Consider the following 21,578-nt stretch of genomic DNA (forward strand, 5'->3'; position numbering starts at 1 on the left):
AAACCCCGCACCAGTCCGACACCCCCGTGTTGCCGACCCCCGCCAACCCGCGGCCCCCACCCCGTGCCACGGCCCCCGCCGGCACGAGCCGAACCCACGGTCCCCTGGCCCGCCGCGCAGGCTCAGGCCCCGGGCCACAGCGCGCCACTGCGATGGCTGAGCGCGCAGTTCCCCGCGCCCCTACAGGGCACCTGCCGGTGGCTCACCACCCCGCCGCGCACGCTCAAGCCCCGGACCACACCGCGCCACTGCGATGGCTGAGCGCGCAGTTCCCCGCGCCCCTACAGGGCACCTGCCGGTGGCTCACCACCCCGCCGCGCACGCTCAAGCCCCGGGCCACAGCGCGCCACCACGATGGCTGAGCGCGCAGTCCCCCCCCGGGGGGCGGCACCTGCCGGTGACACAGTGCCCCGTGCGGGATGGGTGGGGTGGTCAGGGGCGCCAGGAGGGGGAGCGGCCGCTGAGGGCGATGAGTTGGTCGAGGAGGGGGGCGGTCGGGGGGATGGGGAGGGCGGGGCCGAAGGGGCCGCCGGCTGGGCGGTCGGCGGCGGAGGGGGCGAGGAAGTCGCGGCAGGTGGCGAGCTCTTCCGGGGTGGGCTGGTAGTCCTGGCCGGTCGCGCGGGCCAGGTCCCATCCGTGGACGACCAGTTCGTTGAGCGCGACCACACCGGCCTGGGCGGCGGGGAGGGTCACGCCGCCCACCTGGGTCATCTCGGTCCAGGCGGCCGGCTCCCGCCAGGCGGCGGCCAGCTCGTCCAGCGCCGCGGGCAACTCCGCCCGCCAGGCGCCTTCGTCGTCGATGTCGGGAACGGTGGTGAAGGGCGGTGTCGAGGTGGCGGCGCCCAACTCCTTGCGGCCCGCGGCGCGAAACCCCTGGCTGAGGCCGATGACGTGGCCGAGGAGGTTGCGTACCGCGGTGTCGGGACAGGGCGTCGGCGCGGCGAGCTGATCGTCGCCGACGCCCTCGGCAAGCGCCGCGACCCGGGCCGCGGCCGGCCCCAGGTCGACCATCCGCACTGCGTCGTCCGTCATGGGTGACTCCCTCGTTGGTTCCGCGACCGCACTCCGCACGGCACGGTCCGATGTCTCACCCAGGGCAGACCACCCGGACCCGCGGAACTCATCGGTCCGGTCCGGTCCCGCCCGGTCCCCTCCGGTTCGCCCCTCTCGGTCCCGCCCCGCCCCGGACACACCAGCGCCCCGGGTCCCGGACGAGGAGTCCGTGGCCCCGGGGCGAACGACGTCGGCCCGTACGCCGGGCGCTTCAGCTCTGGTACGGGTTCGCGCCCTGCGGCGGCACCGGCTGGCCGGCGGGCGGCGCCGGCTGCGGCGACGCGGCGATCTGCGCCTGGAGCTGCTCGGCCTGCTCCTTCGGAACCGCCGTCTGCGCACCGCAGAAGGTGCACTGCGTGGAGTACTTGGAGCTGATCGGGAACAGCGGGATGAAGAACAGGGTGAACTTCATGACCCGCCGGCGCAGCGCGTGGGCGGACGGGTTGCCGCACCGCCCGCAGAGCAGCGTGATCATCGCCAGCTGGTAGATGTAACTTCTGGTACCCCAAATGATCATGGTGGTTCGCCTTCCCCCTGGAGTGCCCGCCCCTGCGACGGTCTCGGTGTCAAGGAGCACAGTGTGCCCCACCCGGTCGACGGGACGGCAGCCGGGCGGCGGAATTTACCTATCCATGCCATGCCGGAGTGCCCTGCCGAAGCTCCGAGCCGGCCGCGCCGCTCAGGCCCGCCCGCCGGGAAGGCCCGTCCACCGCTCAGGCCGACCCACCGCTCAGGCCCGCCCGCCGGGAAGGGGCGGCCGGGGTATGCCCGGCCCGGTGGTGGCGTAGAGGGCCACCGCCAGCGGCCGGACGCTGGCCAACCGGTGCTCGCTCTCGCCGGGCACCAGCGGCAACTCCCCGATCAGGTCTCGCTCCAGCAGCGGCTCGGCCGCCCTGATCCGCGACCGCACCGTCTTCGCCGCGATCCCCAGCGACGCCGCGGCCGGCTCGTACCGGCAGCCGTGCCGCACCCACTCCCGTACGGTGCGCAGCAGGTCGCGGCGGTCGTCGGCGAGCGGCCGCAGCACCTTCTCCGCCCAGGCCCGCAGCGCGGGTTCGGAGAGCAGGGTGTGCAGGTCGGGCACGGTGCCCGCGTCCGCGTCGCGCCCGCCGCGGTCGGCGCTGCCGTACCGCGCCACGATCTGCGCGGCCAGCGACAGCACCACCCGGTCGAGGATGGCGTCCTGGTCGAGCCCGACCGCGTCGAACACCTGCCGGACCCGGCGGGTGACGGTGTTGCGGTGCACCCCGATCACCCGCGCGGTCGCGGACATCTCGAACTCGACGGCCATCGCGGTGGTTTCGAGGATCTGCCCGCCGCCGCGCGGCATCGCCAGTACCGGCCGGAGCAGGTGGGTGGCCCAGGCGAGCGCGGCGTCGGGGGCGAGCACGTCGACGATGCCGGTGCTGCGGGTGGCCATCGCGATCCGGTCGGGGTTGCGGCCGGCCCGGGTCAGGCAGTCCAGCGCCTCGCCGTAGGCGTCGGGGACGTCGTCCAGCGGGTGGGCGAGGCTGCCGCCGAGCAGCACGCGGGCATCGGCGAAGGTATCCATCAACCGGTGCAGGCCCTCCTCCGCCCGGGCGCTGGTGCGGTGCGGCGCGAGGAAGATCAGGTGCCGCCGGTAGGCGGGGCAGCGGATGGCCAACGCCTGCTCGGCGAGGGTGTGTTCGGCCTCGGCGAGCACCGTGTCGCGGGCCGCCCGGGCGCAGTCGAGGATGAACACCCGCGCGGTGTCGCTGTCCATCAACGAGCCCTCGATACCCGCCACGACGCGCTGCGCGGCCACGGCGTGCCCGGTCATGAAGAGTTGGAACGCGGACAGCCGCACCCCACGCAGCGCGTCGCCGACCGCCCCGTTCACGCGCCGCTCGCGCAGCCCCGCGACGGCCAGCCGGAGCGCCTTGGCGGTGTACGCGACCAGGACCCGGTCGGGCGCGGGCTCCGCGGTGGCGACCACGAGCATCGCGTCGCCGGCCGGGGCGAGCATGACGGTCTGCGCGAAGTCGCCCGCCGCGGTGGGCTGCCGGCTGCCCGGAGGCGTGCCGAGCAGTGGGACGAGCGCGGCGGCGGCGCTCGCGGGCTCGGCGGCGAGCACCTCCCCGTCGGCGTGCACCAGCACCCGCGCGTCGAGCGCCTCGGCAAGGTAGCCGGCCAACTTCCGCACGGTCGAGCGCTCGTCGGCACCGGGCACCGGCAGCCGGTCCAGCAGACCGGCCAGCCGGGCGTGCCCGCGCCGTACCGCGTCGGCGCCCATCGCCGATACGCGTGGGGCCAGTTCACGCCAGGCGGCGACCGGGTGCGGGCCGGCCAGCACCGGCACTCCGGCGGCCGCGACAGCCGAGGCGACGGCCGCCGCGACGGCATTCTCGGCAGTCGCCGCCGGCTGCTCGTCCGACGGGCCCGCGGTGCCGGGGAGAAAGCCGGGGTCAGTGCCGGGGTCAATGCCGGGGTCGACGCGGGTGCCGGCGTCGGTGCCGGCATCGGTGCCCGCGAGCACCAGCCCGGCCGCGCCGCCCTCGGCGAGGGCCCGCGCTAGCCGGTCCGGGCGGCCGATCCGGCCGGGGTCGGCGACCACGAGCGCCCGCTCCATCGGCGTGCCGCCCCACTCCGCGTCCGGGTCGGCCGGAACCAGCACCTGCTCCACCTCGGCACCACCGTCGCCGGAGACAAGGGTCAACCCGAAATCGGGCACGGCGACGAGGTCGTGGAGAGTGAGCACGCGGGTTCCCGGGGTCGGTGGAGGGCGAACCGCACACGACCGCAAGCCGGCACCGGGTCCGGCCCCCCGGACGACCGTCCCCACCCGCCGACGACAACGGCCCCGCGCGGCGGGTCGTCAACCTCCACCCTAAGCCGCACGCACCGCGTCCAAGAAGAGCGCACGCACGCGCACCGCCCCGGGCGCGATACCCACGAGGCGGTGCGGACGGTCGGCGATCCCCCTCCCCCGGCGAGCCCGCGCGACCGGCCGGCGGTCCCCTCCCCCGTACGCGGACTCCCCCGTTCACGCGGACCGCCGACCACCTCGACCGTACGGCGGCGCGCCCGCACCGCACCACGGCACGCGTGCACCATTTCCGCCCGGCACACGGCACCCGTGCACCACGGCACGCGCGGCATGCGGCCGGCGTATCCGCCTGTCACGGCCGGCACCCCTCACACTGGCAGTCGGGTCCGCCCGGTCCCCCACCGGCGCCGGACCCGTACGACCCGTACGACGCATACGCACGCCACGCCCGCCACGACCACCGACGACCGCCGCGCTCCCCGGCGACAGGAAGGCCGCACCTCACCCCATGAACGCCTCCGTATGAACACCGCCCGATGAACAGCGCCGCCGCCGAGACGCTCAGCGCCGTCCTGCTCGTCCTCGTGCTGGGCTGCGCGGTGGTGCGCCCGTGGGGCCTGCCCGAGGCGGCCGTCGCGGTGCCGGCCGCCGCCGTACTGATCGGCACCGGGGCGATCTCCCTGGACCACGCGCGGGCCGAGGCGCAGCAGCTCGGCCCGGTGATCGGGTTCCTCGCCGCGGTCCTGGTGTTGGCCCAACTCTGCGACGAGGAAGGGCTGTTCACCGCGTGCGGCGGCTGGATGGCGAGCGCGGCCGGCGGCAGCCCCTACCGCCTGCTCGGGCAGGTCTTCGTGCTCGCCTCGGTGATCACCGCGGTGCTCAGCCTGGACGCGACCATCGTGCTGCTCACCCCGGTGGTCTTCGCGACGGCCGCCCGGTTGGGCGCCCGCCCCAAACCGCACGTCTACGCCTGCACGCACCTGTCCAACACCGCGTCCCTGCTGCTGCCGGTCTCCAACCTCACCAACCTGCTCGCCCTGGCCGCCAGCGGGCTGAGCTTCACCCGGTTCGCCGCGCTGATGGCGCTGCCGTGGCTGGCCGCGATCGGCGTGGAATACCTGGTGCTGCGGCGGTTCTTCGGCACCGACCTGGCCGCCGGCGCGCACCCGCAGCAGTCCGACGACCGGCCCCCGCTGCCCCGGTTCGCCCTCGCCACGGTCGGCTGCACGCTCGCCGGTTTCGTGGTGGCCTCGCTGCTCGGCGTCAACCCGGCGTGGGCGGCCTTCGCCGGGGCCGCGGTACTCGCCGTACGCGCCCTGGTCCGGCGCCGCACCACCCCCGGCGCCCTGGTCCGGTCGGCCGCCGTCCCCTTCCTCGCCTTCGTGCTCGCGCTCGGCATCGTGGTCCGCGCGCTGGTCGACCACGGGCTCGGCTCGGCGCTCGGCCACGCGGTACCCGGCGGCACCGGACTGCCCGCGCTGCTCGCGCTCGCCGCACTGGCCGCGGTGCTGGCGAACCTGATCAACAACCTCCCCGCAGTCCTGGTCCTGCTCCCGCTGACCGCGCCGCACGGCGCGGGCGCGGTGCTCGCCGTCCTGCTCGGCGTCAACATCGGTCCCAACCTCACCTACGCGGGGTCTCTCGCCACCCTGCTGTGGCGGCGTATCGTGCGGGCCCACGAAGCCGAGGTGGACCTCGGCGAGTTCACCCGCCTCGGCGCGATCGCCGTGCCTGCCTCGCTGCTGGTCGCCGTGGTGGCACTGTGGCTCTCGTTGACCGTGATCGGAGGGTGACCCCCATGCCAACGCCCCCGCCGCCCCCGCCGCCCCCGCCGCCCCCGCATCGGCCGGGTCCCCGGGGCCCGGGCGGACCGGACGGGCCAGGTGGACCCGGCGGACCCGGCGGACCCGGCCGGCCGCGCGAACCCCACCCGCCGTCCGACCCGCACGAACCGTACGAACCTCCGGAGCCGGGCCGCGCCCACCGGGCCGGCGGCGCCGAGACCGTGGTCGCCTGGATCGTCGAGGGCACCTGGCCGGCCTGCGTGGACGCGGTCCGCAGCCACGCGTCCGACAGCGCCGACATCGTCCTGGTGCACGTGCCGGAACCTGAGGTGGCCGGCGCCGCCCACGGCGCGTTCGCCGGACTGCTCGGCCGCGGCCGCCCGGCCCGCGACCCCGGCCTCGCACTGTCCGAACAGGCCACCTCCGCCGGCCAGGCGCTCCTCGCCGAAGCCGCCGCCCGCCTGGCCCGCCCCTGCACCACCCTCCAGCGCACCGGCCGGGTCGAACGCGAGATCGTCGCCGAAGCGGAGGACGCCGCCCTCCTCGTCCTGGCCCGCGACGGCGACCACACCCGCCTCGGCCCCCACAGCCTCGGCCCGCACAGCCGCTTCATCGTCGACCACGCCCCCTGCCCCGTCCTCCTCGTCTGGCCCGAGCCCCCGCCCAGCCCCAGCACCCTTCCCCCGCCCCCGCACTAGGACCGCCTCACCAGGACCGGCGCGGGGCCACCTCTACAGCGCCGGACGCCCTTCCCGCAGCCCGGCGCAGCGCGCTCCCCTGAACGGCCCATCCATACGCGCCAGCCCGTTTCCACCGTGCTTCCTTGAGTAGGAGCAGAAATGCGAATACGAGCCAGAGCCGGTCCGGTACGACCGGCGGGAAGCAGGCTGACATGGCGCCACGTTCACGCGGCTCAGGGCTGATCGGCGAGTTGTCCGCGGAGTTCGCCGGCACCCTGATCCTTCTCCTCTTCGGCATCGGCGTGGTCGCCCAGGTCGTCGCCGGTGGAGCCCTGACCACGCCCCCGGGCGGTCTGGGAAACCACGACAGCATCTCCTGGGCCTGGGGACTCGGCGTGACGCTGGGCGTCTACCTGGCGGCCCGGCTCAGCGGGGCCCACCTCAACCCGGCCGTGACGCTGACCCTCGCGACCTTCAAGGGATTCCCCTGGAAGAAGGTCGCGCCGTACATGGCGGCTCAGGTCCTCGGCGCGTTCTGCGCCGCGCTGCTGGTGCGCTGGAACTACACCGAAGTACTCGCGCGGGCCGACCCCGGCCACACCATCAAGACCCAGTTCATCTTCTCCACCCTGCCGGGCAACGGTAACCCCGCCGCCGGCGTGCACGAGTGGGGCGCGTTCCGCGACCAGGTGATCGGCACCGCGATCCTGCTGATCCTGATCCTGGCCCTGACCGACCTGCTCAACAACCCGCCCGGCGCGAACATGGGCCCGTTCATCATCGGCCTGGTGGTCGTCGCGATCGGCATGGCGTTCGGTACGGACGCGGGATACGCGATCAACCCGGCCCGTGACTTCGGGCCCCGGCTGGCGAGTTACATCACCGGTTACCGCCACGCGTGGCGGGACGAGTGGGGCAACCTCTACTTCTGGGTGCCGATCGTCGGCCCGCTGGTCGGCGGCCTCGTCGGCGGCGTCGCCTACAAGCTCTTCGTCGGCCGCTTCCTGCCGGGCGCGGCGCCGGAGCCCGAGGGCCGCACCCCGATCCCGCAGAGCTGACCCCGTAGGACCGGTCCCGCGGGGCTGATCCCGCAGGACCGGTCCCGCGGGGCCGATCCCACGCACGTGAGCCCGGGCAGCCGAGGCGACTCGGCTGCCCCACATGTTCGTTGACCCAGGAGCTCCAGCAGATCCAGGAGAGGCAGCTAGCCATGGCGGACTTCGTCGGCGCGGTGGACCAGGGGACCACCAGCACCCGGTTCATGATCTTCGACCACGACGGCAACGAGGTGGCCCGGCACCAGCTGGAGCACACCCAGTACCTGCCGCGCCCCGGCTGGGTCGAGCACGACCCGACCGAGATCTGGGAGCGCACCAACGTGGTCATCCAGACCGCGGTGCGCAACGCCGGGATCACCGCGGCCGACCTGGCCGCCATCGGCATCACCAACCAGCGCGAGACCGCGGTGGTGTGGGACCCGCGCAACGGGCGGCCGTACGGCAACGCGATTGTCTGGCAGGACACCCGCACCGACTCCATCGCCAAGGCGCTGGAGCGCGACGGCCACGGCGACCTGATCCGGCAGCGGGCCGGTCTGCCGCCGGCCACGTACTTCTCCGGCGGCAAGATCAAGTGGATGCTGGAGAACGTCGACGGGCTGCGCGAGGCCGCCGAGCAGGGCAACGCGATCTTCGGCACCACCGACTCGTGGGTGCTGTGGAACCTCACCGGCGGCCCCAACGGCGGCATCCACGCCACGGACGTCACCAACGCCAGCCGCACCATGCTGATGGACCTGGAGACGCTGGACTGGGACGACGAACTGCTGGGCATCTTCGGCATCCCGCGGTCGATGCTGCCGAAGATCAACCCGTCCTCGCATTCCGAGGCGTACGGCAAGACCCGCACCTCCCGGCCGCTCTCGCAGGAGGTGCCGATCTGCGGCGTGCTCGGCGACCAGCAGGCGGCCACCGTCGGCCAGGTGTGCTTCGCCCCCGGCGAGGCGAAGAACACCTACGGCACCGGCAACTTCCTGCTGCTCAACACCGGTACGGAGGCGGTGCGCAGCGAGCACGGCCTGCTCACCACGGTCGCCTACAAGTTCGGCGACGCCCCGGCGGTCTACGCGCTGGAGGGCTCGATCGCGGTGACCGGCTCGGCCGTGCAGTGGCTGCGCGACCAGCTGCACATCATCAAGGCCGCGCCGGAGAGCGAGCGGCTGGCCAAGACCGTGGACGGCAGCGACGGCATCTACTTCGTGCCCGCGTTCTCCGGGCTGTTCGCGCCGTACTGGCGTTCCGACGCCCGCGGCGCGATCGTCGGCCTGGCCCGCTTCCACACCGACGGCCACCTGGCCCGGGCGACGCTGGAGTCGATGTGCTACCAGAGCCGCGACGTGGTCGAGGCGATGGAGCAGGACTCCGGGGTGCACCTGGACGTGCTCAAGGTCGACGGCGGTGTCACCGCCAACGACCTGTGCATGCAAACCCAGGCGGACATCCTCGGCGTGCCGGTCAGCCGTCCGGTGGTCGCCGAGACCACCGCGCTCGGCGCCGCGTACGCGGCCGGTCTCGCGGTCGGCTTCTGGCGCGACACCGACGAGCTGCGCGAGCACTGGCACGAGTCGAAGCGGTGGCAGCCGCAGTGGTCCGACGAGCAGCGCGACACCGGCTACAAGGGCTGGAAGAAGGCGGTCGAGCGCACCCTGGACTGGGTGGACGTCGAGTAGCCGACACCCGCGCGAGCAGCGGGCGTCCCGCGCCGAGGCGGTCCTGACCGAGAATCAGGGCCGCCTTCGCCGTGCCCGGCGGGTCACTTGTGGACGTACCAGGCGGTGACGTCGAGCTTGCCGGTGTTGCCGAGGTCGACGTGGAGCGGGACGCGCTGCTTGGCGCCCGCGACGGTGAACTCCAGGGTGGTGGCGAGCGCGGGGGGGTCGTTCGACTCGGTGTAGGTGTTCCGCCAGGCCAGGATCGCGATGACCTGCCGGCCGGGGCGCAGGGTCGTCGTGGCCGGCCCGGGGTCGGTGACGCTGTCGACGATGTCGTCGCCGTGGTGCACCCGGACCTCCACCGTACGGCCGTGGTCGTCCAGCAGCCGCAGCTTCGGATAGCCGCTGACGGCAAGGGACTTGGCCCCGCAGTTGGTGAGGGTGACCGTGGTCTGGCGCAGCCCCGTCGCCGCGTCCGTCGCTTCGACGCCCACCCGCAGACCCGAGGCGGGACAGGGGCCGGCGGGGGGTGCCGAGGTGGTGACACCGGGCCCGCCGGTCGGCGGCACACCGTACGACGGGACGCCGGTGCCGCCGGAGATGCCCGGCGGGAGGGTGTCGGCGTGCACCCTGAAGTCGCCCGTGCCCGCCGGCGCCGGCATCGACGCGCCGCTGCCGCTCTGTGTCCCGCAGCCGGCCGCCACCACCGCGGTTCCGGCCACCGCCAGCGCCACCACCGCCGTCCTCACGCGCCGCGGTCTCCGCGAGGTCACTGTCGTCCACATCGCGCGATCATCACATAATCCGCGTCTCAACGGTCCGTCCGGCGCCCGGTGCGACAAGAATGGGACGCTCCAGACCACGCAGCAGGGGGAGGCAGGCCATGGCCGGCGCCATCGCACTCACACCGGGCGGCAACACGGCCCTCGACGGCGGCCGGGCCCGCGCCGAGGTCACCGCGACCGGCACCGCCGTCGACGTGTCGGCGGTGCTGCTCGCCGAGGACCGCAAGGTGCGCGGCGACACGGACCTGGTCTTCTACAACCACCCGGCGCAGGACGGCGTCACCGTGCAGGGGCAGGCCATCGGCGTCGAACTGGCCCTCGTGCCGGCCGCCGTGCACACGGTCGCGGTCGTGGTCAGCGTCGACGCCGACGAGCCCGGCACGGTCTTCGACAGCGGCAGCGGCCTGCGCCTCGACGTCACCTCGGGCGACCGGCTGGTCACTTTCGAGCCACCGCCGTGCCGGCTCGGCGAGACCGTCGTGGTGCTCGCCGAGTTCTACCGCCGGGCGGGCGGGTGGAAGGTGCGGGCGGTCGGGCAGGGATACGCCGACGGACTCGCCGGGCTGGCCCGGGACTTCGGGGTGTCGGTGGACGACGCACCCGCCGCGGCCCCCTCGCCCGCCCCGGTGGCCGCCGCGGAGCCCGCGCCGTCGCCGCCCACGGTGCCCGACACCGTGCTCGCGCCGCCCACCCTGCAAATGCCTTCGCCCGCACCGGGGTTCGGGCCGCCGCCGCCCGCGTGGGCGCCGCCCGTACCGCCACCGCCCGCGGCTCCGCCGACCGCTCCCCCGCCGATGCCTGCGCCCATGCCTGCGCCTATGCCCGTGCCCGTGCGAGCTTCGGCGCCCCCGCCCCCGCCCCCACCCGCGCCGGCACCCGCGATCAGCCTGGAGAAGGTCGAGCAGGCCGCGCCCGCGCTGGTCAACCTCTACAAGCAGGCCGGGATCTCCCTCCAGAAGCAGGGCATCACCGGTCAGCGCGCCGCGGTCTACCTCGTCCTCGACCACTCCGCGAGCATGAAGTCGTACTACCGCAGCGGCACCATGCAGCACCTCGCCGAGCAGGTGCTCGGGTTGTCCGCGAACCTCGACGACGACGGTGTGGTGCCCGTGGTGGTGTTCGGCAGCCAGGTCAACCTCGTCTCCGAGATCTCGCTGGACAACCACACCGGCCGGGTCGAGGCGCTCCAGCGCAAACTGCCCTGGGGCGGCACCTGTTACTCCCCCGCGATGCGCGCGGTGATCGACCACTACCAGCGGTGCGGCGCCACCGACCCGGCGTACGTGGTCTTCCAGACCGACGGCGAGCCCTTCGACCGCGGCGCCACCAAGCGGCTGCTCCAGGAGTGCTCCACGCTGCCGATCTTCTGGCAGTTCGTCGGCTTCGGCAGCCCGCGCGGCCTGAAGTTCCTCCAAGGGCTCGACACGCTCAAGGGGCGCACGATCGACAACGCGGGGTTCTTCGCGGCCGGCCGCGACCCCCGCCAACGGGACGACGGCGAGCTGTACGACCTGCTCATGGCGGAGTTCCCGACGTGGCTGAAGTCTGCGAGGGCAGCGCGGATCATTAGGTGAGCGGACCCTCCGGGGTGGGTGGTGCTGTCGGTTGAGGGACCACCTGCCGGTGGGGGCTTCTCGCGCCGTTCCCCGCGCCCCTGGGTTCGTTGCGGGTACTCCTTGAAAAGAAGCACCCCTGTCCGGGGTGGTGATGCTTGTTGGGGGATCACCGGTCGGCGGGGGTTGCTCGCGCAGTTCCCCGCGCCCCTGGGTTGGCTCGGGTACTTCGTGGATGGGGTTCTGTGGGGTGGTTGGCTATACGGCAATAGCTGACCTTTGGGGCAATTCGGACCGCGGGACGGCATAAACGCAAGGGCTGCCATGTTGTTATGTGGTTCGGCGATTGCCGACACAGCTTCATCGGCCATACTGCTTGCCGTGGAGCAGCAGCGCATAGGTTCGATCACCCCGTCCGTGCCCGCCGCCGGCCTCGACCCGGCGTACGTGCCCGGCCTGACCCCGCCGCGCTCCGACGCGGACGGGACGGCCGACGCCGTACCGGAGCAGGCGGAGGCTCCCGAGGAGCCGAAAGCGGAACTGAAGGCGGAACCGACGGCCGAGCCGGAGGTGGAGCCCGAGGCGGACGCTGAGGTCGAGGCGGAGGACGACGCCGAGGCGGAGGACACGGAAGCCGCGGAGAAAGACGAGGACGCGGGGGACGGAGACGACGACGGCCCCGTGTTCGACGTCTCGGACCGGCGCGGTGCGATCGTCGCGGACCGGGTGGGGGTGCGTTTCCGCCTTGACGAGGAGGAAGCGGAGTTCACCTGGGACGAGATCGCCGCGGTGGAGATCGACACTCCGCGGTTCGGGCGGCGCTTCTCGGTGACCGTGTACACGCCTGAGCGCCGGTGGTACGACGCGCAGGTCGAGGCGACCTCGCGGGGCCTGCTCAAGGAGTGGACCAGCCGGCTCGACACGGTCCTCGACACCTACTTCGAGGCCGAGGAAGAGCCGGAAGAAGCCGAGGAGACCGCCCCGGAGCCGGCCGAGGACGCCGACACGGAGGCCACGTCCACGGACGAGGACGCCGCCAAGGACGAGGCGGAGCCCGACACCTCGGAGGACGAGACCTCGGACAAGGCGGAGCCCGCTCAGAAGTCCTGACGCCACCGCCAGGTGGTCCCGGCGCCGACGGCACCGGGACACCTGGGGGTCAGGCCCACCCGTAGAGCTCGCGGAGCCGGTTGGCGACCAGGTTGAACCGCCCGCGGTCCAGCGCGCACGCCTCCCGCCGCATCCCCTTCTCGTACAGCCTCAGCACGCGGTCGAGCACGACCCACGAGTCGCGCCCCTCCCGGTCCCACGGCCCCGCCCCGAGCGCGAGCCAGTCCCCGCCGTCATGCCGCTTGCTGGTGAGCTGCACCGCGAGCAACGTGCCGCCCTCCTCCCGCGCCACCACCAGAACCGGCCGGTCCTTCCCCCGCCCGTCCCGCTCCTCATACGGGACCCACGTCCACACGATCTCCCCCGGATCAGGGTCCCCGTCATGCACCGGCGCGTACTCCATCCGCACCCGACCCACCCCCCTCGGCTCCGCCTCCGTGGTGGCATACGGGCCCGCGGCCCCCGGAAACTCAGGCTGACTCTCAGTAAACGTCGTCACCCACCCGACCGTAGTGCCCCCACCACCGCATCAGGCAACCCCGGGCGCCCCATGCGCGAACCCCAAACCAGCCCACAAACCGCAAGGGCAACAGCTTCTTTTCAAGGAAGGGCCGTCGCATACCCAGGGGCGCGGGGAACGGCGCGAGCAACCCCCGCCGACAGGTGATCCCCAAACAAGCATCACCACCCCCGACAGAGGAGCTTCTTTTCAAGGAGTACCCGCAACGAACCCAGGGGCGCGTGGGGGCACCTCCCAGGCGAAGCTCTGGGGGAGAACGGCGCGAGAACCCCCCACCGGCAGGTGGTCCCGGAACCGACAGCACCACCCACCCCGGAGGGTCCGCTCACCAACGCCCGTGAACCTGCTCCCGCACCCTCCGCTCGTACAACTCCCTCACCCCGCCCACCACTTCCTCCGGCAACTCCCGCAACTCCGCAGCCGCCGCGTTCGCCCGGGCCTGTTCCACCGACCGCGCTCCCGGGATGACCGAGGTCACCCCGGGCTGCTGGACGACCCACCGCAACGCGGTCTGCGCGGGTGTGGCGCCCTCGGGCGCCAGCTCGGCGAACTCCGCGGCCGCCTGGAGCCCGGTCGCGAAGTCGACCCCGGAGAACGTCTCGCCCTGGTCGAACGCCTCACCGTGCCGGTTGTACGTGCGGTGGTCGTTCGCCGCGAACACCGTCTCGCGGGTGTACTTGCCGCTGAGCAGCCCGGACGCCAGCGGCACCCGGGCGATGATGCCGACGCCCGCCTCGGCCGCCGCCGGCAGCACCTCCTCCAGCGGCTTGAGCCGGAACGCGTTGAGGATGATCTGCACGCTCGCCACGCCCGGCCGGGCGATCGCCGCGAGCGCCTCGGCGCAGGTCTCCACGCTGACCGCGTAGTTCGCGACGCGCTTCTCGGCGACGAGCGTGTCCAGCGCGTCGAAGACCGCGTCGGTGGAGTAGACGGCGGTCGGCGGGCAGTGCAGCTGCACCAGGTCGAGGGTGTCCACCCCGAGGTTCGCGCGCGAACGGTCGTTCCACGCACGGAAGTTGTCGAGGTTGTAGTTCTCCGGGAGCTGGTCGGCGCGGCGCCCCATCTTCGTGGCGACGAACACGTCCAGCTCGGGGTGCGCCTTCAGGTAGCGCCCGATGAGCTGCTCGCTGCGCCCGTCGCCGTAGACGTCCGCGGTGTCGAAGAAGGTCACCCCGGACGCCACGGCCGCGTCCAGCACCGCCACCGCGTCCTCCTCCCGCACCTCCCCCCAGTCGGCCCCCAGCTGCCACGTCCCCAGCCCCACCACGGACACTTCCCGGCCGGTCCGGCCCAATACGCGCTGTTCCATGCCCCGAGCCTACGAGCCGGGCCGCCCGCGACCGGTCACCAGGGGTCGCCCGGCCCGCCCCCGTCGAGCCCGCCCCCGTCGAGCCCCCCGGGGTCGAGCACGGCCAGGTCGAGAACCGCCAGGTCCAGCCGGCGCAGCCGGTCCGGGTCGGCGATCACCTCGTACCCTGCGATCAGGCCGTCGTCCGCGAAGGCGACGGTCAGGGCGAGCAGCAGCCGGCCGTGCGGGGCCACCACGATCCCCACCGCGCCGTCGACCAGGGCCGGCTCGGCGTACCGCGCCCGGTGGGCGAGGAGGGCGGTGCCCTCGGCGACGGCCCGCGCCCCGCTTACCACCGCCGCCGCCCCGGGTGCGAGCGCGATCGGATCGGTGCGGCGCACCACGTCGGGGGCGAGCACGGCGAGGATCGCGTCGAGGTCACCGGCCCGCATCGCCGACAGGAACGCGGTGACGACCCGGCGCCGGCGGGCGAGTTCCTCCGCCGGGACGGCGGGGGTGCCGCGCACCTTGCGGCGCGCACGGCTGGCCAGCTTCTTGGTGGTGCCGGGCGTACGCGCCACCAGGGGCGCGATCTGCTCGAAGGGCACGGCGAACACGTCGTGCAGCACGAACGTGATCCGCTCGTCCGGGTCCAGGGTGTCCAGCACCACGAGGAGCGCGCCGCTCACGGCGTCCGCGAGCACCGCCTCGTCCTCCGGCCGGCCGCTGCCGCCGCCGCGCGCGGGGCCCGGAACCTCGTCGAAGGCGTGCTGCTCGGTCAGGTCCTCGCGCCGCGAGCCGCGGGCACGCAGCATGTCGAGGCAGATCCGGGTCACCACCGTACGCAGCCAGCCGGACAGGTTCGCCACGTCGGCGACGTCGGTACGGCCCAGGCGCAGCCATGTCTCCTGCACGGCGTCCTCGGCCTCGCTCGCGGAGCCGAGCATCCGGTGGGCGACGGCGTGCAGGAGGGGGCGGCGCGCCTCGAACCGCTCCGCCAGTGCCTCCGGGTCCGCGGGCCCGGCCGCTTCCACGGGCCCGGCCGCTTCCGCCGGTTCACCCTGCTCCGCCGGTTCACCCTGCTCCGCTGCCGCCACCCGCTCGCCCCGCTCCACCCGCTCGCCGTCGTACTCGGTCACCGGTCCCCTTTCCGCGCCCTGATCCGTCACTGCTCCTGACGAAGACGACACGGCGAAAGTGACGGGAGACGTAGTGACGGAAGACGTGAGGGCGTCCTTGCTGCACCTGGACTCCGGTGCCGACGGTTCCGACGGCTCGGTCAGCAGGCGGCTGACCGCCCTGTTCGCGCGGACCTGGCGGGCGCGGCACGACGCGGCCGGTCTCCAGTACGAGTACCGGTACCGCGATCTCGCCGCCGATCCGGTGCCGCCGCTGGACAGCGCCTACTGCGCGCTCGGCCGGCGGGTGGAGAGGCACGGGTTCTGCCCGCCGGACGGCGTGGCCGCGCTGATCGGGGACCCGGCCGAGCGGCGCGCATGGGCGCTGACCCGGCCGCTGATCGACGAGGTGCTGGCGGCCGGCACCGTGCTGATCGGCGCGCCGATGTACAACTACACGGTGTCCGCGCTGCTCAAGGCGTGGATCGACCGGGTGAGCTTCCCCGGCGCCTTCACCGCCCCGGGCACCCGGGCGCCACTGCTCGCCGCCACGCGGGTCGTGGTGGTCGCCACCCGTGGCGGCAGCTACCGGCCGGGCACGCCCCGCGCCGCGTACGACTTCCAGACGCCTTACCTGCGGGCGTACTTCGGCAAGCAGGGGGTGGCCGACGCGAACGTCCGGGTGATCAGCGCCGAGTCGACGCTCGCGGACCTCGTGCCGCACCTGGCCGGGCACCGCGCGCAGGCCGCCGCCTCGCTGGCCGCGGCCCGCGCGGCGGTGGTCGCGTGCGCCGCCGATGACGTGGACGGCGACGCCGGCCGCACCCGGACCGGTGCGGGCGCAGGTGCCGGTGGGGCCTCCTCCGGTGGAGAAGCGCCGCTTACAAGCGCGGCGGATGCAGATGGGAGAAACGGTCGACCACGGACACCAGCGCGACCCGCTGGCCGGGGCTGATGTCACCGGCGAGGTCGGTCTCACGGATGTGTGCGCGTCGCAGGAATTCGTGCGCGTCGAGCGCGGTGAGCGGTCGGACCGAGCGGACGAGGGCGGATACGGTGATCGCCGCCGCGTCCTCGTCCCCGGAGGAGGCCCGCCGCAGGACGCGGGAGAGCCCGCTCGCCCCGTCCGCGGCGACCTCGCTCAGCACAAGGGCCCTTCGATGGGTCGTCTCAGAGCTGTACAGCGCCATATGCCCACCTCGATCTACACCATCGGTTTGTCCCGATTCGTTCCCCACAGATGAGCGTACGCCCGGAATCGCGCAACACCATACCTGGTAACGATTTTCACTTTCCGCGACATGGGAGCCCGGTCCGGGCCCTACGGGTGCAGCACGATCTTCCCCACGTGCCCTCTGCGGGCCAGTTCCTCCTGGGCCCGAGCCGCCTGGTCCAGCGGGAACGTCGCCGCGACGACGGGCCGGATCGCGGCCCGCCGGGCCAGGTCCATCAGGAGCCCGAAGTGCGCGGGCGTGTGCATCGAGGAGCCGATCAGCTGCGTGTTGTGCAGGTAGAGACGGCGCACGTCGAAGGTCACGTCGTACCCGCCGAGCGCGCCGGCCACCACCCACCGGCCGCCCTCGCGCAGCAACGGCAGCCCCTCGCCCACCAGTTCACCGGCGACGACGTCGAGTGCGACATCGACGCCCTCCGGGGCGGCGGCACGGACCTGCCCGGCGACGTCCCGTGCGCGGTCGACGACCTCGTGGGCGCCCGCCGCGCGTACCGCGTCGATCTTGGGCCCGCTGCTGACGGCGAGCACCCGCGCGCCGCGCGCCCGGGCGAGCTGCACCAGCGCGAGGCCGACACCGCCGGAGGCCCCCGAGACGAGGGCGGTCTCGCCCGCGCCCAGCCGGCCCCGTTCGATCATGCCCAGCGCCGTGCCGTAGGCGGTCGGCAGCGTCGCGAGCTGGTCGTCCGTGAGCGGGGACTCCGTCATGTCGTGCACCCGCTCGGCCGGCGCGGTCACGTACTCGGCGTATCCACCGTCGCGTTCGCTGCCCATCAGGCCCACCGGGTTCGCGTCCGGGCCGTCACCGTCGTAGATCGCCGGGTCGACGACCACCCGGCGGCCGATCAGGCGCTCGTCCGCGCCGGCGCCGACCGCCACGACCCGGCCGGCCACGTCGGCGCCCTGGATGCGCGGGAAGTCGATCGGGCCGCGCCAGCCCGCCGCCGCCTTCGGGTCTCCCGGGCGGCCGTAGGCGCCCTCCCGGGTCCACAGGTCGGTGTTGTTCAGCGCGACCGCGCCGACCCGGACCAGCACCTCCCCGGCCTTCGGGGCGGGCACGGCCACCTCCACCGGTTCGAGGACCTCCGGCCCTCCGTGCCGTGCGATCCGCACCGCGCGCATCCGCTCGGGAACACCCATCGCCTGAACCTCCTCGCAGGTATACTGATCTGTGAACTTCGACCCACGGTACACCGCTCAGCTACACCGATCAGTGAAGGAGCGCCCGATGCCGGAGACGCGGCCCATGACACCGGCCGGCCGCCGCATCGTGGCGGCGGCCGAGGAACTGTTCTACGACCGCGGGATCACGGCGGTCGGCGTGGACCTGATCGCCGAGCGCTCGGGCGTGACCAAGCGGACCCTGTACAACCGGTTCGGCTCCAAGGACCACCTCGTGGCGGCCTACCTCGCGGAGCGCGACCGGCGCTGGCGGTCGCTGGTCGTCGCCGCCGTCGACGCCTGCGACGACCCGGTCCGAGCCGTCACCGCGCCCTTCGACGCGCTGCGGACCTGGAGCGGGACCAACCGCCGCGGCTGCGCGTTCGTCAACGCGCTCGCCGAGCTTCCGGACCCCGCGCATCCCGCGCACCGGGTCGCCGCGGAGCAGAAGCTCTGGCTGCTGGACCTGTTCAGGGGCCTCGCCGCGGAGGCCGGGTGCGCGGAGCCCGACACCCTTGCCACGCGGCTGCTCGTGCTGCACGAGGGTGCGCTGGCGACGCAGCCGCTCGCGGTCGGCACGCTCGGGGTCGACACGCTGGCGGGGAGTGCGGAGCTGGCGCGGGCGCTGGCGCGGGCCGCCGCGCCGCCTCGCGGGTAGGGCGCCCTGGCGCCCGGGCGGTTCGCGGGTTCGCGGGTTCGCGGGTTCGATCCGCTCGCATGTTTCCGTTCGCGAATACGGGCAACCCGGGCAGGACAACTCCCTGGAGCCGGAGGTGAAGGTCGTGGCGCATGCGAACGGGTCCGCCAGGTCGGTGGGCACACTGGTCAAGGAGGGCACCGAGCAGCTTTCCGACCTGGTCAGACAGGAACTGAAGCTGGCGCAGGCCGAACTGACGCAGAAGGGCAAGCGGGCCGGGATCGGCGGCGGGCTGTTCGGCGCGGCCGGGCTGATGGCGTTCTTCGCCCTCGCCGCCCTGATCACGGCCGCGATCGCCGCGATCGCGATGCCGCTGACGCTGTGGGCGTCCGCGCTGATCGTGGCGGGCGGGCTGCTGCTCATCGCCGGGATCGCGGCGCTCATCGGCCGCGGTGAGGTGAAGCGGGCGGTGCCACCCGTGCCGGGGGAGACCGTGGACAGCGTTCACCAGGACCTGGTGATCCTGAAGGAGAGGGCCAAGCGATGACGCCCCGTACCGACCCCCACCTCGCCGAACTCGAACGGCAGATCGCCGAGACCCGCGAGGCGCTGGGCCAGACCGTCGAGGAACTCGCCGCCAAGGTGGACGTCACGTCCCGGGCGAAGGCGAAGGCGCGGGACACCGCGGGCCGGCTGCGGTCGGCGGAGGACCGGACCCGGACGAGGGCCGCTCAGGCGGCGAGCAGCGTCAAGTCCCGGCTGCCGGGGGGCTCGACGGGCGGGCCCGACAGCGCGGCGGAGCTCTCCGCGGGGTCCGGCTCCCACCGTGCGGAGATCCCGGCCGCGCCCGTATCCGTGCCGGAGGCCGCGCCGGACGCCGAGGCCGCGGCCTACCCCGCCACCGGATCAGCCGCCGGATCAGCCACTGGATCAGCGTCCGGACCGGCGTCCAGGTCCGTATCCGCGTCCGCCGCGACCGCCGTGTCCGCCGTCCGCTCCTACGCCCCCGCGGTCGCGGCGGCGACCCTGTCCGCGGCGGCGGCCGCCGCCCTCGTGTGGGCCCGTCACAACGACCGCACCTGACCCGTCGCTCCGGCTCGGCCCGGCCCGGCCCCCGTCGGCCGGCGCCGGGCCGAACCCGTACGCCGAACCCGTGCCCGTATGCCCGTACCCGTACGCCGGTCCCGTACGCGGGGGCTTGCCATCGAGTGCGCTCCAAGGTGTTCGCTGGCGCCATGGAATACGTGCAGCTCGGTCGGACGGGGCTCAGAGTGAGCCGGGTCGTACTCGGAACCATGAACTTCGGCGAGGAAGTGACGGAAGAGGGAAGCCATGCGCTGATGGACGCGGCCTTCGACGCGGGGGTGAACTTCTTCGACACCGCGAACGTCTACGGGGTGGACGAGAACAAGGGCTACACCGAGGAGATCATCGGGAGCTGGCTCGCCCGGGGCGGTGGCCGCCGGGACAAGGTCGTGCTGGCCACGAAGGTCTACCTGAACGACACGAACGACGGCTCGACGCTGTTCGACCGGGCGTGGCCCAACCACGACCGGCTCTCCGCGCTGGGCATCCGCCGCGCGGTGGAGGCGAGCCTCAGGCGGCTGCGTACCGACCACATCGACGTCTACCAGTTCCACCACGTGGACCGCGCGACACCGTGGGAGGAGATCTGGCAGGCGATCGACGTCCTGGTGCGGCAGGGCAAGATCCTCTACGCCGGGTCCAGCAACTTCGCCGGCTGGCACATCGCCCAGGCCAACGAAGCGGCGGCCCGGCGCGGTTCGCTCGGCCTGGTCAGCGAGCAGTGCCTCTACAACCTCTTCGAGCGGAGCGCCGAGACCGACGTGATCCCCGCGGCGCAGGCATACGGGCTCGGCGTCATCCCCTGGTCGCCCCTGCACCAGGGGCTGTTGGGCGGGGCGCTGCGCAAGGAGCGCGAGGGCGGCGGGTCCCGTACCTCCGTCGGCCGCTCCGGCGCGGGCCTGGCGAAACCGGCGGTCCGCGCACAGGTCGAGGCGTACGAAGCGCTCTGCGACAAGCACGCGGTCGAGCCCGGCGAGGTCGCCCTCGCCTGGCTGCTCACCCGCCCCGGCGTCACCGGCCCCATCGTCGGCCCGCGCACCCCGCACCACCTCGAATCCGCCCTCCGCGCATCCGAGTTGACCCTCACTCCGGAATTCCTCGCCGAACTCGACACCATCTTCCCGAGCCCCGGCCCCGCCCCGGAATCCTTCGCCTGGTAACCCCACCCCCGCCCCCGAGTTGCCCCCACAACTCGGGGCTGCGCCCGCCGCATCGCAGTGGATACGGTGTCTCACCGCCGGCGACATGGGCGGAAGAAAGGTGTGGACCGGCAAGGCCGCCAGTAGCTGGGAACAACACGGGACGTACCAGCGGTCCCAGGTGAAGACCGTGGTCGACAAGCTCCTGCCGATCGTCGATGCGGAGATCGCCAGAACCCCGGCCGAGGTCACTCAGGCCGAGGCCAAGCAGTGGCACATGGACCAGAGCCGATACATCTGAGCGTCCTGCCCCCGGCCCGGTTCAGCCGGCGCGCAGGCAGTCCGTGTGCGAGGTAGCGGTCCATACCTCGGTGGTGGCCTTCTCACTGGACGCGGTCGCGCTCACGGTCAAGTGGATGTGGGCTTTCTTGTTCACCAGATTCTGGGAATTTCTGGTGCCGAACTCATAGGTCGACTTCTTGTCGAAATCGATGGAGTAGCCGCGGCCCTTGAGCCACGGATCAACCACTGTCGACAGGTTCAGATAGGTGTCCACCGGGCCGATGGTGAACGTCTGGTGCCCGGCGAAGGAGTAGCTGGCCTTGCCGTGACCGCAGGACACCGCCTTCGTCCCGTCCTGGGTCACCGTGAACACGCCCAGCGGCTTGAAGCCCGCCCGCACCTTCGCCGCCACCCACCGCGCGTCCGTCGACATCGTCGCCGCCGAGTCCTTCGCCTTCGGCCCCGACGGCGAACTGGAGCACCCCGACACCGCCAGCGCGAGCACCACCGCACCGACCGCACAGGTGGAGAGCCGCACGGCGCCGCGTGGCAGGTGCCCGCGTCGCCCGATCCCGGACATATGGACCCCCATGTGTGGCATGACCGCACGGCCTCGGACGGCGGTGCGTTCGGAAACTACCGCACGGTGGGCC

Annotated in this window: 22 protein-coding genes; 12 read left to right on the top strand and 10 right to left on the bottom strand. The window is 73.4% G+C overall.

The features are described 5' to 3' along the window. Positions 1-432: 432 nt before the first annotated feature. The 3 genes from OG896_RS18170 to OG896_RS18180 form a co-directional block, all read right to left on the bottom strand. On the bottom strand, positions 433-1,032 hold the full coding sequence (locus OG896_RS18170) for a TIGR03086 family metal-binding protein (protein ID WP_329366741.1): 600 nt from the start codon (positions 1,030-1,032) through the stop codon (positions 433-435). A 232-nt stretch (positions 1,033-1,264) separates the two neighbouring features. Next, positions 1,265-1,570, bottom strand: coding sequence for a zinc-ribbon domain-containing protein (locus tag OG896_RS18175; protein ID WP_328466947.1), 306 nt, complete (start codon positions 1,568-1,570; stop codon positions 1,265-1,267). Between the two features lie 213 nt (positions 1,571-1,783). Further along, on the bottom strand, positions 1,784-3,772 hold the full coding sequence (locus OG896_RS18180; RefSeq protein WP_329366742.1) for a helix-turn-helix domain-containing protein: 1,989 nt from the start codon (positions 3,770-3,772) through the stop codon (positions 1,784-1,786). A gap of 605 nt (positions 3,773-4,377) precedes the next feature. Between OG896_RS18180 and OG896_RS18185 the strand changes: the two genes are divergently transcribed. From OG896_RS18185 to glpK, 4 genes are all read left to right on the top strand, one after another. Continuing rightward, on the top strand, positions 4,378-5,634 hold the full coding sequence (locus OG896_RS18185; protein ID WP_329366744.1) for an SLC13 family permease: 1,257 nt from the start codon (positions 4,378-4,380) through the stop codon (positions 5,632-5,634). 212 nt (positions 5,635-5,846) lie between these two features. After that, positions 5,847-6,323, top strand: coding sequence for a universal stress protein (locus tag OG896_RS18190; protein WP_329366746.1), 477 nt, complete (start codon positions 5,847-5,849; stop codon positions 6,321-6,323). A 194-nt stretch (positions 6,324-6,517) separates the two neighbouring features. Then, positions 6,518-7,363, top strand: a complete 846-nt coding sequence (locus tag OG896_RS18195) for an MIP/aquaporin family protein (RefSeq protein ID WP_329366749.1) — start codon at positions 6,518-6,520, stop codon at positions 7,361-7,363. Between the two features lie 152 nt (positions 7,364-7,515). After that, positions 7,516-9,033, top strand: coding sequence for a glycerol kinase GlpK (gene glpK / locus OG896_RS18200; RefSeq protein ID WP_329366750.1), 1,518 nt, complete (start codon positions 7,516-7,518; stop codon positions 9,031-9,033). Between the two features lie 83 nt (positions 9,034-9,116). Here the strand turns inward: glpK and OG896_RS18205 are convergent, their stop codons facing one another. Next, the gene (locus OG896_RS18205; protein ID WP_329366751.1) at positions 9,117-9,764 is read right to left on the bottom strand and encodes a DUF4232 domain-containing protein; all 648 of its coding nucleotides are present in this window, start codon (positions 9,762-9,764) and stop codon (positions 9,117-9,119) included. Between the two features lie 134 nt (positions 9,765-9,898). Between OG896_RS18205 and OG896_RS18210 the strand changes: the two genes are divergently transcribed. Beyond that, entirely contained in the window at positions 9,899-11,374 is a 1,476-nt protein-coding gene (locus tag OG896_RS18210) for a VWA domain-containing protein (protein ID WP_329366753.1), read from the top strand. 360 nt (positions 11,375-11,734) lie between these two features. Next, a complete protein-coding gene (locus OG896_RS18215) occupies positions 11,735-12,463 on the top strand; it encodes a hypothetical protein (RefSeq protein ID WP_329366754.1) in 729 nt (242 codons plus the stop codon). 49 nt (positions 12,464-12,512) lie between these two features. Here the strand turns inward: OG896_RS18215 and OG896_RS18220 are convergent, their stop codons facing one another. The 3 genes from OG896_RS18220 to OG896_RS18230 all read right to left on the bottom strand — a co-directional run bounded on the left by OG896_RS18220 (position 12,513) and on the right by OG896_RS18230 (position 15,305). After that, positions 12,513-12,962 (bottom strand): type II toxin-antitoxin system PemK/MazF family toxin, encoded by a 450-nt coding sequence (locus OG896_RS18220; RefSeq protein ID WP_329366756.1) that lies wholly within the window; start codon positions 12,960-12,962, stop codon positions 12,513-12,515. 346 nt (positions 12,963-13,308) lie between these two features. After that, positions 13,309-14,292 (bottom strand): aldo/keto reductase, encoded by a 984-nt coding sequence (locus tag OG896_RS18225; protein ID WP_329366758.1) that lies wholly within the window; start codon positions 14,290-14,292, stop codon positions 13,309-13,311. 35 nt (positions 14,293-14,327) lie between these two features. After that, positions 14,328-15,305: a sigma-70 family RNA polymerase sigma factor gene (locus tag OG896_RS18230; RefSeq protein WP_329374104.1), complete on the bottom strand. Its 978-nt coding sequence runs from the start codon at positions 15,303-15,305 to the stop codon at positions 14,328-14,330. A 178-nt stretch (positions 15,306-15,483) separates the two neighbouring features. Here OG896_RS18230 and OG896_RS18235 point away from each other — a divergent pair, with 178 nt between their 5' ends. Next, a complete protein-coding gene (locus OG896_RS18235) occupies positions 15,484-16,344 on the top strand; it encodes an FMN-dependent NADH-azoreductase (protein ID WP_329366760.1) in 861 nt (286 codons plus the stop codon). On the opposite strand, the gene OG896_RS18240 is transcribed toward OG896_RS18235, so the two are convergent. Together OG896_RS18240 and OG896_RS18245 are read right to left on the bottom strand one after the other, a co-directional pair. Then, positions 16,271-16,579 carry a hypothetical protein gene (locus tag OG896_RS18240; protein WP_329366762.1) on the bottom strand — a complete coding sequence of 103 codons (309 nt, stop codon included), beginning with the start codon at positions 16,577-16,579 and terminating at the stop codon, positions 16,271-16,273. The two genes, OG896_RS18235 and OG896_RS18240, sit on opposite strands and share 74 nt — an antisense overlap. 131 nt (positions 16,580-16,710) lie before the next feature. After that, positions 16,711-17,760, bottom strand: coding sequence for a zinc-binding dehydrogenase (locus OG896_RS18245; protein ID WP_329366764.1), 1,050 nt, complete (start codon positions 17,758-17,760; stop codon positions 16,711-16,713). Between the two features lie 88 nt (positions 17,761-17,848). Here OG896_RS18245 and OG896_RS18250 point away from each other — a divergent pair, with 88 nt between their 5' ends. The 5 genes from OG896_RS18250 (at position 17,849) to OG896_RS18270 (ending at position 20,944) form a co-directional block, all read left to right on the top strand. After that, positions 17,849-18,439: a TetR/AcrR family transcriptional regulator gene (locus OG896_RS18250; protein WP_329366766.1), complete on the top strand. Its 591-nt coding sequence runs from the start codon at positions 17,849-17,851 to the stop codon at positions 18,437-18,439. Positions 18,440-18,563: 124 nt separating this feature from the next. Beyond that, entirely contained in the window at positions 18,564-18,965 is a 402-nt protein-coding gene (locus OG896_RS18255) for a phage holin family protein (protein WP_328466920.1), read from the top strand. Further along, positions 18,962-19,501 carry a DUF3618 domain-containing protein gene (locus OG896_RS18260; protein WP_329366767.1) on the top strand — a complete coding sequence of 180 codons (540 nt, stop codon included), beginning with the start codon at positions 18,962-18,964 and terminating at the stop codon, positions 19,499-19,501. Before OG896_RS18255 ends, OG896_RS18260 begins: the two co-directional genes overlap by 4 nt. 152 nt (positions 19,502-19,653) lie before the next feature. After that, complete coding sequence (locus OG896_RS18265) at positions 19,654-20,664, top strand: aldo/keto reductase (RefSeq protein WP_329366769.1); 1,011 nt, start codon at positions 19,654-19,656, stop codon at positions 20,662-20,664. Between the two features lie 85 nt (positions 20,665-20,749). Then, positions 20,750-20,944 carry a hypothetical protein gene (locus tag OG896_RS18270; RefSeq protein WP_329366771.1) on the top strand — a complete coding sequence of 65 codons (195 nt, stop codon included), beginning with the start codon at positions 20,750-20,752 and terminating at the stop codon, positions 20,942-20,944. Between the two features lie 21 nt (positions 20,945-20,965). On the opposite strand, the gene OG896_RS18275 is transcribed toward OG896_RS18270, so the two are convergent. Then, positions 20,966-21,505, bottom strand: coding sequence for a hypothetical protein (locus OG896_RS18275; RefSeq protein ID WP_329366773.1), 540 nt, complete (start codon positions 21,503-21,505; stop codon positions 20,966-20,968). Positions 21,506-21,578: the final 73 nt, after the last annotated feature.

This window comes from Streptomyces sp. NBC_00669, assembly GCF_036226785.1.
Classification (GTDB): Bacteria; Actinomycetota; Actinomycetes; order Streptomycetales; family Streptomycetaceae; genus Actinacidiphila.

Excerpts from the sequence above, each read along its gene's own strand:
- OG896_RS18170 (WP_329366741.1), bottom strand. The coding sequence starts at position 1,032 with ATGACGGACGACGCAGTGCGGATGGTCGACCTGGGGCCGGCCGCGGCC.
- OG896_RS18175 (WP_328466947.1), bottom strand. The coding sequence starts at position 1,570 with ATGATCATTTGGGGTACCAGAAGTTACATCTACCAGCTGGCGATGATC.
- OG896_RS18185 (WP_329366744.1), top strand. The coding sequence starts at position 4,378 with ATGAACAGCGCCGCCGCCGAGACGCTCAGCGCCGTCCTGCTCGTCCTC.
- OG896_RS18195 (WP_329366749.1), top strand. The coding sequence starts at position 6,518 with ATGGCGCCACGTTCACGCGGCTCAGGGCTGATCGGCGAGTTGTCCGCG.
- glpK (WP_329366750.1), top strand. The coding sequence starts at position 7,516 with ATGGCGGACTTCGTCGGCGCGGTGGACCAGGGGACCACCAGCACCCGG.
- OG896_RS18210 (WP_329366753.1), top strand. The coding sequence starts at position 9,899 with ATGGCCGGCGCCATCGCACTCACACCGGGCGGCAACACGGCCCTCGAC.
- OG896_RS18225 (WP_329366758.1), bottom strand. The coding sequence starts at position 14,292 with ATGGAACAGCGCGTATTGGGCCGGACCGGCCGGGAAGTGTCCGTGGTG.
- OG896_RS18240 (WP_329366762.1), bottom strand. The coding sequence starts at position 16,579 with ATGGCGCTGTACAGCTCTGAGACGACCCATCGAAGGGCCCTTGTGCTG.
- OG896_RS18245 (WP_329366764.1), bottom strand. The coding sequence starts at position 17,760 with ATGGGTGTTCCCGAGCGGATGCGCGCGGTGCGGATCGCACGGCACGGA.
- OG896_RS18250 (WP_329366766.1), top strand. The coding sequence starts at position 17,849 with ATGCCGGAGACGCGGCCCATGACACCGGCCGGCCGCCGCATCGTGGCG.
- OG896_RS18260 (WP_329366767.1), top strand. The coding sequence starts at position 18,962 with ATGACGCCCCGTACCGACCCCCACCTCGCCGAACTCGAACGGCAGATC.
- OG896_RS18265 (WP_329366769.1), top strand. The coding sequence starts at position 19,654 with ATGGAATACGTGCAGCTCGGTCGGACGGGGCTCAGAGTGAGCCGGGTC.
- OG896_RS18270 (WP_329366771.1), top strand. The coding sequence starts at position 20,750 with ATGGGCGGAAGAAAGGTGTGGACCGGCAAGGCCGCCAGTAGCTGGGAA.
- OG896_RS18275 (WP_329366773.1), bottom strand. The coding sequence starts at position 21,505 with ATGTCCGGGATCGGGCGACGCGGGCACCTGCCACGCGGCGCCGTGCGG.